The organism is Paenirhizobium daejeonense, assembly GCF_014280875.1.
Taxonomy (GTDB): domain Bacteria; phylum Pseudomonadota; class Alphaproteobacteria; order Rhizobiales; family Rhizobiaceae; genus Allorhizobium; species Allorhizobium daejeonense.
In genome coordinates this window covers 569,723-583,567 of record NZ_JACLAL010000001.1, presented here as the reverse complement: position 1 = coordinate 583,567, position 13,845 = coordinate 569,723, and the positions used below count along the sequence as shown (strand labels likewise).

Below are 13,845 nucleotides of genomic sequence, written 5' to 3'. Positions count from 1 at the left end.
GTCCTTTCCCAGTGTCGTTCGAACGCCTCTCCCAGCCTATTGAAGACGGTGCCACCTACGAGGTCGAGTTGTCGCTCGTCGTGCCCGTCATGAACGAAGAGGAGAGCCTTGGCCCGCTGATCGACCGCATCTGCGACGCGATGAAGGGCTTCGACAAGAGCTGGGAACTCATCCTGATCGATGACGGCTCGACGGATCGCACGCTTTCCTATGCGCGTTCCTACCTCGACCGCGAGGGCCTCGACCTGCGCATCGTCGAATTCCAGCGCAATTTCGGCAAGGCTTCGGGTCTGCAGGCCGGTTTCGACGCCTCGCGCGGCCGACTGATCGCGACGCTCGACGGCGACCTGCAGAACGACCCCTACGACATTCCGTCCATGGTGGCAGAACTGAACGCCCGCGACCTCGATCTTCTCTGCGGCTGGCGCAAGGCACGACAGGACGCACTGGTTTTGCGCAAGATCCCTTCCTGGTGCGCCAACTATCTCATCGGCTCCGCTACTGGCGTTAAGATCCATGACAACGGCTGTGGATTGAAACTCTATCGCTCGGCGGTCATCAAGCAGGTCCGCATCCTCGGCGGCATGCACCGATTCATTCCGGCCTGGGTGGCCTCGGTTGTGCCCAGCTCGCGGATCGGGGAAGTGGTCGTCACGCACCATGCCCGCCAGTTCGGTGAATCCAAGTACGGCATCTCGCGTACCATCCGCGTGTTTCTCGACCTTCTGTCGGTGCTGTTCTTCATGCGTTTCAAGCAGCGGCCCGGCCACTTCTTCGGCACGATCGGCCTCATCATCGGCGCCATCAGCTCGCTGATCCTGCTTTATCTCTTCTGGGTGAAGTTCGGTCTCGGCGAGAGCATCGGCACGCGTCCGCTGCTGCTGATCGGCGTCATGCTTTTCCTAACCTCCATCCAGATGATCACCACCGGCATTCTCGCCGAGATGCTGACGCGCTCCTCGGATACGCAGAAGAACTACGTGGTACGCAAGACCTATCAGAAGGACGCGTGAGCGTGGTCGCCGCGCTTCGGCAGCGGCCGCAGCTTCTCTTCCTGCTGCTTGCGGTCTATTTCATCGCGAACGTCGCCGTGCGGCTCGTTCTTCCGCATGAGCTGGAACTCGACGAGGGGCAGCAGCTGTTCCTCGCCCAGTGGCTTGCCGTCGGATATGACAGCCAGCCACCACTCTACAACTGGCTGCAATATGGTGCAGAGCAGGTTCTGGGGCCGACGCTTGCGTCCCTCTCCGTTCTGAAGAACCTCATCCTGTTTGCCTCCTATTCGCTGTTTGCCCTGACAGCAGCGATGGTCCTGCGCTCGCGCGATCTGGTCATTGTGGCGACCCTCGGTCTCCTGACCATGCCGCAGGTCAGCTTCGAGGCACAGCGCGACCTCACCCACACCGTCGCGGTGATATTTGCGGCCTGCCTGTTCTTCTTCGCACTGATCCGGGCGATCAAGTCGCCGAACATCCTGAACTATGCTTTGACCGGCGTTGCGATCGGCCTCGGCTTCATCGCCAAGTACAATTTCGTGCTCCTGCCGGCAGCTGCCGCGCTGGCCATGCTGATGGATCCGGAGTTCCGTCGTCGCGTGCTCGACTGGCGCGTTCTCGTCATGGTCGCGGTCGCCGCCCTTGTCGCGCTACCGCACGGGCTCTGGTTCCTCGACAATCTCGATGTAGCAACCGGACGCACGATCGGAAAACTGACGTCAACGGGCGCGACCAGCAAGCTGGGACAGATCAATACGGGGCTGTTTTCGCTGGTGGCCGCCGCCGTCGGCTTCTCCATCATTACGCTGGTGGTGTTCGCCATCGCCTTTGGGCGCGACTTGACCCGTGCACTCTCGGCATCCAGCCCATGGAGCCGTATGATCGGGCGCATCATGCTGATTACGGCTGCTGCTATCGTGCTGCTTATCGTCTTCGGTGGTGCAACACAGATCAAGGATCGTTGGCTGACGCCGTTCTTCATCGTGCTGCCGCTGTACCTCTGCCTGAAGCTGGAAGCGGCCGGCGTTGCAAATGAACGCCTCCTCCCGCGCTTCATGCCGATCGGTATCGGCGCGATGGTGATAATCCCGCTCATCCTGCTGGTCCGCATTCCGATCCATGGCATGACGGGGCGCTATGAAAAGAATAACGTGCCTTATGGTCAGGCCGTGCAGGAAATCATCGCGAGCGGTCCGAACAAGCCCTCGCTGATCCTTACCTCAGACCAGCAGATGGCCGGCAATATACGCCTGCAGGAACCTGACGTTCCTGTGATGCTGCCAGGATACGAAGCCTTCCTCAGGCCTTTCGCCTTTGACAGCACACATCCGATTCTGGTTGTCTGGCGCAATCGCGGCAAGGCAGACCTGCCCTTGCCGGATGGCCTTGCCGCTTGGCTATCCGAACATGGCGGGCTCGCCGTTTCTGGTATCAAAACGGTTGCCCTGCCCTATCATTTCAGCCGGAACGGCGATCTCTATCATTTCGCCTATAGCTACATCTATCCCAAGGCAGAGTGAGAGGTTTCCTCACTCCTCGCTGATGACCGGTTCACACCGCACCGGGAAATTCACCGAATTGGCGATGAAACACTTCTCATGAGCATCGCCGTGCAGTTCGGCTGCGAGCTGTGGATAGGTACCGGCCTTGATCGTCACCCGAGGTTTCAGGATGACTTCGGTGAAGCGGCCGGCCCCATCCTCATCCATCACCATCGTGCCTTCGGCGTGATCCTCGTAGGCGATCACGATAACGCCGGATACCGCGCAGAAATGCAGGTACCAGAGTTTATGACAGGCTGACAGCGAGGCAACCAGCAAGTCCTCGGGGTTCCAGCGAGCCCCATCGCCGCGGAAAGCCGGATCGGAAGATCCGGGAATGTCCGGCTTACCGTCCGCCGAGATCACATGGTCCCGACCGTATTCGCGATAACCAGACGTACCGGTCCCCATATTTCCCTGCCAGGTCACCGTCACACGGTATTCGTGCTGCTTGCCAGCCATGTCGTTCAATGCCTTCCTGATGCCTCGATGCGGCCGACGATACGCCAACGCGCTCACACCTCCAAGGGCCGTATTGCTCCCACTTGCCAATCCCCGCATCGGAAAAAATTCGACGGGCCTCTTGCATAGATAGACTTACGATATATCTTAGATGCAATTAAACACAGTCAAAAGGAACTGATCACCATGAGACACTTTCATTTTGGACGAAACGGACACGAACATGATCACGGCTGGCACGCCGTGCGGCACGGTTTCTTCGGCGGTGGCCCGGAAGGCCCTCGGGGACGCGGTCGGGGCGGTGAACGCCGCCGCATGTTCGAGGGCGGCGAGCTGCGGCTCGTGCTCCTGAAACTCATCGAGGAACAGCCCCGCCATGGCTACGACCTGATCCGCGAGATAGAGAACCGCTCTGGCGGCGCCTATGCGCCGAGCCCGGGCGTGGTCTACCCCACCATGACGCTGCTCCTCGACATGGGGCTAGCAGAAGAGGAAGCTAGCGAAGGCCCGCGCAAGCTGCTTGCCATCACCGAAGCCGGGCGTCAGCATCTGGCGGAACGGGCGGAAGAGGTCAAGGTCGCCATGGCTCGTCTCGAGGCGCTTGCCAAGGTCAGCGAACGCACGGACGCAGCTCCGGTGCGCCGCGCCATGCAAAACCTCAAGGCAGCCCTCCAGGACCGCCTCTCGCAGGATGGCGTCAGCCGCGAAACACAGCTTGAAGTCGCCCGCATTCTCGACGAAGCGGCCAGCAAGATCGAAAGGATCTGAACATGACCAAGGCAATCGCCATCGTGCCGACAGAAAGCGGCTGGAAATACCTGCAGCAGCTTTGCAAGCACTGGTCACACAAGCTCGAGGTCGAACTCGGAGAGAAGAGCGGTATCGTCCGCTTTTCCGAAGCGGTCGCCACGATGAGCGCCGATGAAACCGCGCTGACGGTGGAAGTCGAAGCGGTTTCCCAGGAAGTTCTGGAGCGGATGAAGGGCGTCGTATCGAGCCATCTCGACCGCTTCGCCTTCCGCGAGGCACCGCTTCCGTTCGACTGGAAGGCCGCCTGAACGATCAGTGGCCAGCAAAATGAAAAGGCCGGCGAAACGCCGGCCTTTTTGCTATCAGCCTATTCCTTGTGGTTGTCCTTCAACCAGTCGAGGCCCTTACGCAGCGTGTCGACCGCCTGGTCGATCTCCGAGCGAGAGATGACGAGCGGCGGCGAGAACAGCATGCGGTCGCCGGTGGCGCGCAGGATGACGCCGTCGGCAACGCATTGGTTACGCACAAGCGTGCCGACATCATCAGGCTTGGAGTAGCGACGGCGGGTCGACTTGTCGGCTGCGATCTGAACCGCGCCCATGAGGCCGACGCTGACGGCTTCGCCGACGAGGTCGTGATCGGCGAGCGAGGCAAGCGCCTGCGCAAGATAGGGACCGACGTCATCGCGCACACGTTCGACCAGCCGTTCTTCCTCGATGATACGCAGGTTCTCGATGGCCGCGGCGGCGGAAACCGGATGACCGGAATAGGTGTAGCCGTGATAGAAATCGCCCAGTTCCTCGACCATCACCTTTGCAACGCGGTCGGAGACGAGCACACCACCGATCGGCAGGTAGCCGGAAGACAGGCCCTTGGCAATCGGGGCAAGATCGGGCTCGAAATCGTAATACTGGTGACCGAACCAGGTGCCGAGACGACCGAAGCCGCAGATGACTTCATCGGCGACGAGCAGGATGTTGTACTTCTTGGCGATACGCTTGATTTCCGGCCAATAGGTCGACGGCGGAACGATGACGCCGCCCGCGCCCTGGATCGGCTCGGCAACGAAAGCGGCGACGTTTTCTTCGCCGAGTTCGAGGATCTTGTCCTCAAGTTCCTTGGCAACCTTGAGGCCGAATTCCTCCGGTGAAAGATCGCCACCCTCTGCATACCAATAGGGCTGGTTGATATGGGCGATGCCGGGGATCGGCAGGTTGCCCTGCTCATGCATCCACTTCATGCCGCCGAGCGAAGCGCCGGCAACCGTCGAGCCGTGATAGGCGTTCTTGCGGGCGATCACCATCGTCTTGGTCTCATGGCCCAGCGCCTTCCAGTAGACGCGCGCCATGCGGAACCACGTATCGGAAGCCTCGGAACCGGAGTTGGTGAAAAAGACATGTTTCAGCGTCGGACCGGTAAAGCTCGCGATCTTCTGGGCAAGCAGCGTGGTCGGCGGCGTCGTGGTGCCGAAAAAAGTGTTGTAATAAGGCAGTTCCTGCATCTGGGCATAGGCTGCCTCGGCAATGGAGTTCCTGCCATAGCCGACGTTCACGCACCACAGGCCGGCGAAAGCGTCGAGATACTGCTTGCCATTCGAATCCCAGATGTGCACGCCTTCAGCCCGGTTGATGATCTTGGTACCGGCTGCATTCAGCTTCTTCATGTCGGAGAATGGATGCAGGTGATGGGCGGCGTCGATGGCGGCGAGATTGGAAAGGACAGCGGCAGTTGTCGTCATTGCGTTATTCCCCGGAGCAAGGGCGAACGACGGAGCTGGATGAGCCCGTAAAGGCCGGTCCGCGGGGTCGTCTACCTTGCCTGATTGAAAGGCGGAAGTTTATCGGCTACGAACATGACCTTCCAAAATGCGTTTGGCAAGGGCGTCGATTTCCCACTTCCTGCGGCCAAATCGCCCCTCAATTCGCCAGCGAGAAGCATTTTTCATGACTGATTTGTCCAAGGCCGCCTCAAACTCCGCAGCCGATCCGTCTGCGCGCATCGAAGTTCTGCTCGTCGGCATGAACGGCGACCTGCGCGGCAAGATGGTCCCAATAAAGGCCGAGGACAAAGTCTGGAAAAATGCGGTCCGCCTTCCGGCCTCCACACAGTCGCTCGACATCTGGGGCGACGACAATGACGACATCACCCGCATCTCACTGACCCTTGGCGATCCCGATGGCATTTGTGTTGCCGACAAGCGCTCGCTGACCACCCTTCCCTGGGGCCCGGCCGGTTCGAAGCAGGTACTGGCCACCATGCATACGCTGGACGGCAACCCGCATTACATCTGCCCGCGCGCAATCCTCGCCAACGTGCTGAAGCGCTACGAGGAACGTGGCCTTACCCCCGTTGTGGCCACGGAGCTTGAATTCTACGTCGTGCAGCCGGACTTCCGGGAAACCGGCAAGCCGATGCCGCCGAAGGAACTGGTGATGCAAGGTGAAGCCGAAGGCTTCCAGCTCTACGACATGCGCGCAACCGCCGCGATGGAAGCCTATCTCGATACGGTGCGCCGCTACTGCGACGAGATGGAACTGCCGGCCGATGCCACCACCGCCGAATTCGGCCCCGGCCAGTTCGAGGTCAACCTCCTGCACCGGCCTGATGCGCTGGCGGCGGCCGACGACTGCATCTACCTGAAGCGGGTGGTCGATTTCGCCGCGCGCCGTCATGGCCTGAAAGCCACCTGCATGGCAAAGCCGTATGGCGATCAGGCGGGCTCCGGCCTGCACGTGCATGCGTCGATCATCGATAAAGACGGCAAGAATATCCTCGACGCCAAGGGCGGCGATCCGGTGAAGCTGAAGTCGATCACCGCCGGCATGTTGAAGACCATGCAGGAAGCCCAGCTCGTCTTCGCTCCCTTCGCCAACTCGTTCCGCCGCTTCCAGCCGGGTTCGTTTGCGCCCGACAAGATCGACTGGGGTTTCGGCAATCGAGGCACGGCAATCCGCATCCCGGATAAGGATGGTCCCGCCGCTCGCATCGAGCACCGCGTCGCCGGTGCGGATGCCAACCCCTATCTGCTGCTTGCGGCAATCCTCGGCGGCATGCTGCTCGGCCTCGACGAAACACTCGATCCGGGTCCGGTCACCAGCCCTGACACCGCGCCGGAAAATCCTGAGATCCTAACCCACGACTTCCTGACGGCGGTCGACCGTTTCAGGGCTTCGTCGTTCATCGCGGATATCTTCGGCGCCGAATACCAGCGGATCTACGGCGATACCAAGCGCAAGGAAGCTATCGCCTTCCTGCGCACCGTCTCGAGTTTCGACTACCAGACCTACCTGCCGCGCATCTGAGGACCGGACAGATAACTGCTCACATACTCGGGACGAGTACCTTCAACTCGCCGGGGTGCTGTCGCAGTTCGACGTCGCGCGGCATATGCAGGAGTTCGCCGTCCATGACGCATAGCGCGCCATGGCGACGTTTGGGAAAATGCAGCCTCACGACCTCGGCGGTCGCGGCGGTGACGGACTCGTTATCCTTCAGCCGCCCGCGCAGGATATCGACCGCCAGTCTGACGACGCCCGCCGTCTCCAAAGGATCGGTGAGATAAACGCCGAGCTTGCCGCTCGTCAGATCGTCTGCAAAGAACAGTGGATTCTTGCCGAAGGGATTGTTGGAGACCGAGATCGCCGACACCACGCGATGCTCGCCGCGACCATCGTGATCCATGTCGAAGATCACTTCAAATCGAGGAGGCTTCAGCATGACACCGAAAGCCGCACGCACGTTTGCCCGCATCTTTCCCAAGCGGGAAGCATAGTTCATCGAGTCTCGCATACGCACCATGCGTGCATGCATGCCTGCGGAAAACTGGTGAACGAATGGCTTTCCGTTAGCGGTCGAAATATCGACCGGCTGAACAGTTCCAGTCGCCAGCGCAGGGAGCGCGGCGTGAATATCAAGCGGTATCTTCAGCGATCGGGCAAAGAGATTCATCGTGCCGGCGGGGATGACGCCGAGCGGAAGGCCTTCCTTCCAGGCAATCCCAGCCGCCGTCGAAACTGTACCGTCGCCGCCGCCTGCAACCAGCGCTTCCACCCCGGGTTCGCCGGCGGCGCTTTGCAGGGCCTTCAGTATTTCCGATCCGGCAACGACGGTACATTTGACTTCGTGTCCCGCGGCACGAAACGCCTCAGTCGCGCGGGCACAATACTCTTTCATGTCGGTCGTCTTAAACGTACCGCCATCCCGATTGAAAACCGCCCTGACCTTCATTTTCCCTCGATCACCGTGTCGCCCGGCATGCTGCGCCGCCGTTGGGATGCAACGCCCATGCGGGCCAATGGTTTCTTCCAGACGAGAAATCGTGAGACGGCGGGCAAAATTCAAGCGACAGCGTGAAAGCCCTTTGCGGCAACGCACAAATGCATGATAAGTGTCAAATCATACTTCGCAGAGAAGTGTCGTATTTCCCGGCAATCTCTCACCCTCCAGTTTCATATCCGTTGACAGGACCGCGACGCGTCGTCCGTTGAAGGTGGTTCCATGACCGACTGTACCGCCCTGCCCTCCTCGTCATCGGACCGCGATCAGGCCTCGCCTGCGCTGACGCCGATGATGGTGCTGCTGATCGAGATTGCGCTTGCCGCAGGCGGCTTCGGCATCGGCACCGGCGAATTCGTCATCATGGGCCTGCTGCCGGATGTGGCGACCACCTACGGCGTCAGCGTTCCCGATGCAGGCACGGTCATTACCGCCTATGCGCTGGGCGTCGTCGTCGGCGCACCGATCATCGCGGTACTGGCGGCGAAACTGCCTCGCAAGACGTTGCTTCTCGCCCTGATGGGTGTCTTTGCCCTCGGCAACATCCTGTCGGCGCTGGCTCCGGGTTTCTGGAGCTTCACGGCGCTGCGCTTCATCACCGGGTTGCCCCACGGCGCTTATTTTGGCGTGGCAGCCCTTGTTGCGGCCTCCATGGTGCCCCCGCATAGGCGCGCGCGCGCCGTCGGACGCGTCATGCTCGGCCTCACCATCGCCACCCTGATCGGTACGCCGATCGCGACCTTTATCGGCCAGCAGATGAGTTGGCGCTCTGCCTTCTTCATGGTCGGCGCCATCGGCGCGCTGACAGTGTTGCTGATCGCGCTCTACCTACCCAAGGACAAGGTGGCGGAAGGCGCGAGCATCCGACGTGAACTCGGCGCATTCGCCCGACTGCAGGTCTGGCTGACGCTCGCGGTGGCAGCCGTTGGCTTCGGCGGCATGTTCTCGATCTTCAGCTATATCGCCAAGACCACCACCGATACCGCCGGCATGCCGGCCAGCATGGTGGCGATCGTCCTGGCGCTGTTCGGGATCGGCATGAATGTCGGAAACGTCGTCGGGTCGCGCATGGCGGACTATTCGTTGAAGGGCACGATCGGCTGCATGCTGGCATTCAACGTCGTGCTTATGGCGATCTTCTCTCTGACGGCGGCCGATCCGGTTATGTTGTGCATCTGCGTCTTCCTCACCGGCTGCGGCTTTGCCGCCTGCCCTGCCGTACAGACCCGGCTGATGGACGTCGCGGCCGATGCCCAGACACTTGCCGCCGCGTCCAACCACTCCGCCTTCAACATCGCCAACGCGCTTGGCGCATGGCTCGGCGGCCTCGTGATCGCCAATGGCTATGGTTACGGCGCCACCGGATATGTCGGCTCGGCGCTGTCGCTTCTCGGTCTCGTGGTCTTCCTGATCTCGATTGCGCTTGAGCGGAAGGCACCGGCGACTGCGCAGGCGAACGCCTGACTGCAGCGCGATCAGGCGGCGGTCAGTTCCTCAGGCCGCTTCAATTCCACTTCCTTTGACGGATCGTCCGGCGCGACCGCGTATTTCGCGCCGTTGCGGCAGACGACGTGGCGCTGCCCCCATTGCTCGAGCGCCAGGATGACCGGCTCCAGGCTAAGGCCGAGCGACGTCAGGCTGTAATCGACCCGCGGCGGCACGACCGGGAAAACCGTGCGCGTAACGATGCCGCTATCTTCCAGCTCCCTCAACTGCTTGGTCAGCATGCGTTGGGTGATGCTCTGCAGCTTGCGCTGCAGTTCCGAGAAGCGCAGCGTGCCACAGGTGATCAGGTGGTAGAGGATCACGCCCTTCCATTTTCCATCCAGAAAACTGAGCGTGGATTCCACGGGGCAGCCGGGAAAATTGTTCGTGAGCTTGGCGCGAGGTCGGGACATTTACAGTATCCTTTTTGATACTACATACATTTTATGTCGCTACGGACAGAAAATGTGCATTCTTGCGAAGTCGCAACATATGTATCAATTGGATGGCGTGCTAACAATCCCAAGGAGATTTCCATGCGCGCAGTCGGTTATCTGAAGTCTGGCCCCATCTCGGCCGACGTTTCCCTTCTCGACATTACCCTGCCCGAACCCGTCGCGGCCGGTCATGACCTGCTGATCGAGGTCAAGGCTGTGTCCGTCAATCCGGTCGACACCAAGGTCCGCGCAGGCGCTACGCCGCCGGAAGGCGAATACCGCATCCTCGGCTTCGATGCCGCAGGCATCGTCAAGGCGGCCGGAGAAATGGTCACGCTGTTCAAGCCGGGCGACAAGGTGTTCTATGCCGGCGCCATCAACCGGCCCGGCACCGACAGCGAGTTTCATCTGGTCGATGAACGGATCGTTGGGCGGATGCCCTCCTCGCTTGGCTTTGCCGAAGCGGCCGCCCTGCCGCTTACCGCAATCACGGCCTATGAGTCTATCTTTCACCGGCTGAAGGTTTCCGACAAGGTACCCGGCGTCAACAATGCCATCCTGATTACCGGCGGTGCCGGCGGGGTCGGCTCGATCGCCATCCAGCTTGCCCGCACCCTGACGGACCTGACTGTAATCGCCACCGCGTCGCGGCCGGAATCCGCCGAATGGGCAAAGGCGCTCGGCGCCCATCATGTGATCGACCATTCGAAGCCGCTCGCCGCCGAATATGCGGCGCTTGGTATCGGCGCCCCGGCCTTCGTGTTCTCCGTCGCCGGCAGCGCGCAGCACCGGCTGCAGATCGCCGAACTGATCGCCCCGCAGGGCCGCGTGGTGCTGATCGACGACATGAAGGACGGCTACGACATCATGCCCTTCAAGGGCAAGGCGGTCTCCATCCACTGGGAGATGATGTTCGCCCGTCCCGTCCACCAGACCGCCGACATGATCGAGCAGCACAAGCTCCTCAACCACGTCGCCGATCTCGTCGACGCGGGCAAGATCCGCACGACCCTGTCGCAGACGCTCGGGACCATCAACGCCGAAAACCTCAAGAAGGCCCATGCGCTCATCGAAAGCGGCCGCACCACCGGCAAGGTCGTTCTTGAAGGCTTTTGAGGCAAGATACCTCGGCGGCGGAGCTAACCCTTCGCCGCCGGCAGTTTCAGCGGTCCGCTCGTCTTGACGCTGCGGATCGCGAAATTCGACTGGATGTCGGTGACATGCGGCAGAACTAGCAGCTTGTCGGTCAGCAGTGCCTCATAGGCCGCGAGGTTTTCGACCACCACTTCCGCAAGAAAATCGGAATTCCCGGAGATCATGTAGCAGCCGACGACTTCGGGCAGCGCCTGGAGCGCCTGCTGAAAGGCATGGGCGTGTTCCCGCGTGTGATGGGCGACCTTGAAGGTCACGAAGACCGTGAGATCCAACCCGACCGTTCCGCGATCGATATCTGCACGGTAGCCACGAATGACGCCGCTCTCTTCCAGCAACCGTATCCGGCGAAGGCAGGGCGATGGCGAAAGGTTCACCCGCTCGGCAATCTCGACATTGGTCGCGCGGGCGTCCTGCTGGAGGGCTTCAAGGATTGCCAGATCGAATTTGTCGAGTTTTGGCATATTTATCACCACTATAGTTTCATAGCGCAATTTTCTGCCAATATAGTGGACTCCACAAGCACAAATGGCAAGGACACGCCCGTCCATCTGGCGCTATCCTCATGCATCCCATCAGGAGAGTCCACCATGACCACCGTCAGCACCACCACCCGACCTCCGCTTTCAGCCGGCCTCGGAGCCATATCGGCGCTGTCAGTGGTCCTGATATGGGCTGCGTGGCTGATTTCGACGCGCCACAGTGTCGGCACTTCGCTTTCCTCCGTCGATCTCAGCCTGCTGCGATACGGCATACCGACTCTGGTGCTTGCCCCTGTCTGGTTGAAGACGGGGCTCTGGCCGAAAAAGACGCCCAAGCTGCCGTTGATCCTGATGGTTCTGGGCTCCGGCGCACCATTCTTTCAGGTGGTCGCCTTCGGCATGAAGGCAACGCCTGCATCGGCCGCGGGTGTCCTGCTGCCGGGCGTCATGCCTCTCGCGGTCGCGCTAATCGGCATCGTATTGCTTGGAGAAAGACCGGACCGCATGCGCCGGCTTGGCATGGCAGCCATCTTCTGCGGCGGTGTGCTTTTGCTGCTTGGCAGTCTTTCTACCGGCGCGTTGAGCTGGAAGAGCTATGTCATCCTGCCAATCGGTGCAGTGCTCTGGGCTGTCTACACCCATGCCTTCCGGCACTCGGGGCTTTCCGCCTATGAGGGGGGTGCGCTGATCTGCGTCTGGTCGACGATCATCAACCTCGCGCTCATCCCCTTTTTCGGTACGCATCTGCTGGAGGCTCCAATAAGCGAGACCGGCCTGCAGGTGGTGACGCAGGGCCTATTGTCAGGTCTGCTGGCAACAATTTTCTACGGCAATGCCGTCAGGGCACTCGGCGGCACGCAGGCTGCCGCCTATACCGCCGTCACGCCGGTTGCGGCAGCACTTGGCGGCGCTGTCCTGCTGGACGAGCCTCTCGGGGTGATGACGATTGCGGCAACACTGGTTACGGGAGCCGGTGTGCTTCTTTCCACCGGCATCCTCTCCCGTCGCTCCTGATACCTTCAGGTCCTCAGGCCTGCATGACGACGACTCGTCCGCCGACCTTGACGCGTTCGTAAAGATCGATGACATCGTGGTTCATCATGCGCACGCAACCGGACGACATCGCCTCGCCGATCGACCATGGCTGGTTGGTGCCGTGGAGGCGGAACATGGTGTCGTTACCGCCGCGGTAAAGATAGATGGCGCGAGCGCCGAGCGGATTATTGATGCCGCCCGGCAGGCCGCCGGCATATTTCATGTTCTTTTCCGGATCACGGCGAAGCATGTTGGCGGTCGGAGTCCATGTCGGCCATTCGGCCTTGCGGCCGATATAGGCAGTACCGGCCAGCGCATAGCCATTACGGCCAACGCCGACGCCGTAGCGCATGGCGCGCCCCTCGCCCAGAACGTAATACAGACGACGAGCCGGCGTATCGACCACAACGGTGCCTGCGGCTTCGGTGGTCGCGTAGGCCACTTCCTGCCGGCGCAATTCCGGCTTGATCTTGTCGATCGGGATCTGCTTCAGTGGATGAGGCTCTTCCGGACGATCTCCATACATCGCCTTCTGGTTCGGAACCGACTGGCAACCAGCCACGAACAGCGGCAATCCAATCAGCAGACCGCGGCGTGAAATCGTCATTTTAATGTCCTCAATGTGTTCGTCGAATGACGGCAAATTAAGGAAATCATGGTTAATGCGGAGTTAAGCGAAAGATATAACGGAGCGCTGGGATCAGCCCCAGCACGCATTTTCATACGATACCGCACGAATAGCCCGAAAACCCCTGAGAGCACATCCATTGTGACTATTGTCAACCGTCGAAACTCGGTCACACTCGGACACTGTTCATGCGGGGGACTCAAGATGAACAGTGTCATTACATCGCTGACCGCGAGCACATGGTTCGGCTATGTCGCTCGCATCCTGTTGACCTACATATTCTGGGCCAGCGGCATATCCAAGCTTGTCGACTTCCCTGCCGCCGTTTCGGAGATGCAGCATTTCGACCTCAACCCTCCGGCCAGCTTCGCCATCGCCACCATATTCGTGCAGCTCGCCGGCTCCCTTCTGGTCATCCTCAATCGCTGGACATGGCTCGGTGCCGGCGCGCTCGGCGTCTTCACCGCACTCACCATTCCGATAGCCCACACATTCTGGAACATGGAAGAGCCGTTGAAGACCGTCGAGTTCTACGTCGTGATGGAGCATATCACCGTGATCGGCGGCCTAATGGTTGCAGCGTGGAAAGCAGGCAAGTGAGGC

Annotated in this window: 15 protein-coding genes; 9 read left to right on the top strand and 6 right to left on the bottom strand. The window is 60.6% G+C overall.

Annotation, left to right across the window (positions count from 1 at the left end):
* Nucleotides 1-11 precede the first annotated feature (11 nt).
* Nucleotides 12-1,013, top strand: coding sequence for a glycosyltransferase family 2 protein (locus H4I99_RS02795; protein ID WP_342345153.1), 1,002 nt, complete (start codon nt 12-14; stop codon nt 1,011-1,013).
* A complete protein-coding gene (locus tag H4I99_RS02790) occupies nt 1,010-2,515 on the top strand; it encodes an ArnT family glycosyltransferase (RefSeq protein ID WP_163904374.1) in 1,506 nt (501 codons plus the stop codon). The genes H4I99_RS02795 and H4I99_RS02790 overlap by 4 nt, the downstream gene beginning before the upstream one ends.
* A gap of 9 nt (nt 2,516-2,524) precedes the next feature.
* Here the strand turns inward: H4I99_RS02790 and H4I99_RS02785 are convergent, their stop codons facing one another.
* Nucleotides 2,525-2,998 (bottom strand): OsmC family protein, encoded by a 474-nt coding sequence (locus tag H4I99_RS02785; RefSeq protein WP_163904372.1) that lies wholly within the window; start codon nt 2,996-2,998, stop codon nt 2,525-2,527.
* Between the two features lie 186 nt (nt 2,999-3,184).
* Here H4I99_RS02785 and H4I99_RS02780 point away from each other — a divergent pair, with 186 nt between their 5' ends.
* Nucleotides 3,185-3,766, top strand: a complete 582-nt coding sequence (locus H4I99_RS02780; protein ID WP_163904370.1) for a PadR family transcriptional regulator — start codon at nt 3,185-3,187, stop codon at nt 3,764-3,766.
* 2 nt (nt 3,767-3,768) lie between these two features.
* Entirely contained in the window at nt 3,769-4,056 is a 288-nt protein-coding gene (locus H4I99_RS02775; protein ID WP_163904368.1) for a DUF2218 domain-containing protein, read from the top strand.
* Between the two features lie 59 nt (nt 4,057-4,115).
* Here the strand turns inward: H4I99_RS02775 and H4I99_RS02770 are convergent, their stop codons facing one another.
* Entirely contained in the window at nt 4,116-5,486 is a 1,371-nt protein-coding gene (locus H4I99_RS02770; RefSeq protein ID WP_163904366.1) for an aspartate aminotransferase family protein, read from the bottom strand.
* Between the two features lie 205 nt (nt 5,487-5,691).
* On the opposite strand from H4I99_RS02770, the gene H4I99_RS02765 reads away from it, so the two are divergent.
* Nucleotides 5,692-7,050 (top strand): glutamine synthetase family protein, encoded by a 1,359-nt coding sequence (locus H4I99_RS02765; RefSeq protein WP_163904364.1) that lies wholly within the window; start codon nt 5,692-5,694, stop codon nt 7,048-7,050.
* Between the two features lie 19 nt (nt 7,051-7,069).
* Here H4I99_RS02765 and H4I99_RS02760 read toward each other — a convergent pair whose 3' ends face one another.
* Nucleotides 7,070-7,975: a diacylglycerol/lipid kinase family protein gene (locus H4I99_RS02760; protein ID WP_163904362.1), complete on the bottom strand. Its 906-nt coding sequence runs from the start codon at nt 7,973-7,975 to the stop codon at nt 7,070-7,072.
* Nucleotides 7,976-8,314: 339 nt separating this feature from the next.
* Here H4I99_RS02760 and H4I99_RS02755 point away from each other — a divergent pair, with 339 nt between their 5' ends.
* Nucleotides 8,315-9,487: an MFS transporter gene (locus H4I99_RS02755; RefSeq protein ID WP_425314355.1), complete on the top strand. Its 1,173-nt coding sequence runs from the start codon at nt 8,315-8,317 to the stop codon at nt 9,485-9,487.
* 11 nt (nt 9,488-9,498) lie between these two features.
* Here H4I99_RS02755 and H4I99_RS02750 read toward each other — a convergent pair whose 3' ends face one another.
* Complete coding sequence (locus H4I99_RS02750; protein WP_163904358.1) at nt 9,499-9,921, bottom strand: winged helix-turn-helix transcriptional regulator; 423 nt, start codon at nt 9,919-9,921, stop codon at nt 9,499-9,501.
* 123 nt (nt 9,922-10,044) lie between these two features.
* Between H4I99_RS02750 and H4I99_RS02745 the strand changes: the two genes are divergently transcribed.
* Entirely contained in the window at nt 10,045-11,061 is a 1,017-nt protein-coding gene (locus tag H4I99_RS02745; RefSeq protein WP_163904356.1) for a zinc-binding alcohol dehydrogenase family protein, read from the top strand.
* A 23-nt stretch (nt 11,062-11,084) separates the two neighbouring features.
* Here the strand turns inward: H4I99_RS02745 and H4I99_RS02740 are convergent, their stop codons facing one another.
* Nucleotides 11,085-11,561: an Lrp/AsnC family transcriptional regulator gene (locus H4I99_RS02740; RefSeq protein WP_163904355.1), complete on the bottom strand. Its 477-nt coding sequence runs from the start codon at nt 11,559-11,561 to the stop codon at nt 11,085-11,087.
* A 126-nt stretch (nt 11,562-11,687) separates the two neighbouring features.
* On the opposite strand from H4I99_RS02740, the gene H4I99_RS02735 reads away from it, so the two are divergent.
* Nucleotides 11,688-12,593, top strand: a complete 906-nt coding sequence (locus H4I99_RS02735) for a DMT family transporter (protein WP_163904353.1) — start codon at nt 11,688-11,690, stop codon at nt 12,591-12,593.
* Nucleotides 12,594-12,606: 13 nt separating this feature from the next.
* Here the strand turns inward: H4I99_RS02735 and H4I99_RS02730 are convergent, their stop codons facing one another.
* Complete coding sequence (locus H4I99_RS02730; protein ID WP_163904351.1) at nt 12,607-13,221, bottom strand: L,D-transpeptidase; 615 nt, start codon at nt 13,219-13,221, stop codon at nt 12,607-12,609.
* 225 nt (nt 13,222-13,446) lie between these two features.
* On the opposite strand from H4I99_RS02730, the gene H4I99_RS02725 reads away from it, so the two are divergent.
* Nucleotides 13,447-13,842: a DoxX family protein gene (locus tag H4I99_RS02725; protein ID WP_163904349.1), complete on the top strand. Its 396-nt coding sequence runs from the start codon at nt 13,447-13,449 to the stop codon at nt 13,840-13,842.
* Nucleotides 13,843-13,845: the final 3 nt, after the last annotated feature.

Bases quoted from the DNA above. Each gene is read 5' to 3' on its own strand.
- H4I99_RS02785 (WP_163904372.1), bottom strand. From the start codon at position 2,998: ATGGCTGGCAAGCAGCACGAATACCGTGTGACGGTGACCTGGCAGGGA.
- H4I99_RS02780 (WP_163904370.1), top strand. From the start codon at position 3,185: ATGAGACACTTTCATTTTGGACGAAACGGACACGAACATGATCACGGC.
- H4I99_RS02775 (WP_163904368.1), top strand. From the start codon at position 3,769: ATGACCAAGGCAATCGCCATCGTGCCGACAGAAAGCGGCTGGAAATAC.
- H4I99_RS02770 (WP_163904366.1), bottom strand. From the start codon at position 5,486: ATGACGACAACTGCCGCTGTCCTTTCCAATCTCGCCGCCATCGACGCC.
- H4I99_RS02765 (WP_163904364.1), top strand. From the start codon at position 5,692: ATGACTGATTTGTCCAAGGCCGCCTCAAACTCCGCAGCCGATCCGTCT.
- H4I99_RS02760 (WP_163904362.1), bottom strand. From the start codon at position 7,975: ATGAAGGTCAGGGCGGTTTTCAATCGGGATGGCGGTACGTTTAAGACG.
- H4I99_RS02755 (WP_425314355.1), top strand. From the start codon at position 8,315: ATGATGGTGCTGCTGATCGAGATTGCGCTTGCCGCAGGCGGCTTCGGC.
- H4I99_RS02750 (WP_163904358.1), bottom strand. From the start codon at position 9,921: ATGTCCCGACCTCGCGCCAAGCTCACGAACAATTTTCCCGGCTGCCCC.
- H4I99_RS02745 (WP_163904356.1), top strand. From the start codon at position 10,045: ATGCGCGCAGTCGGTTATCTGAAGTCTGGCCCCATCTCGGCCGACGTT.
- H4I99_RS02740 (WP_163904355.1), bottom strand. From the start codon at position 11,561: ATGCCAAAACTCGACAAATTCGATCTGGCAATCCTTGAAGCCCTCCAG.
- H4I99_RS02735 (WP_163904353.1), top strand. From the start codon at position 11,688: ATGACCACCGTCAGCACCACCACCCGACCTCCGCTTTCAGCCGGCCTC.
- H4I99_RS02730 (WP_163904351.1), bottom strand. From the start codon at position 13,221: ATGACGATTTCACGCCGCGGTCTGCTGATTGGATTGCCGCTGTTCGTG.
- H4I99_RS02725 (WP_163904349.1), top strand. From the start codon at position 13,447: ATGAACAGTGTCATTACATCGCTGACCGCGAGCACATGGTTCGGCTAT.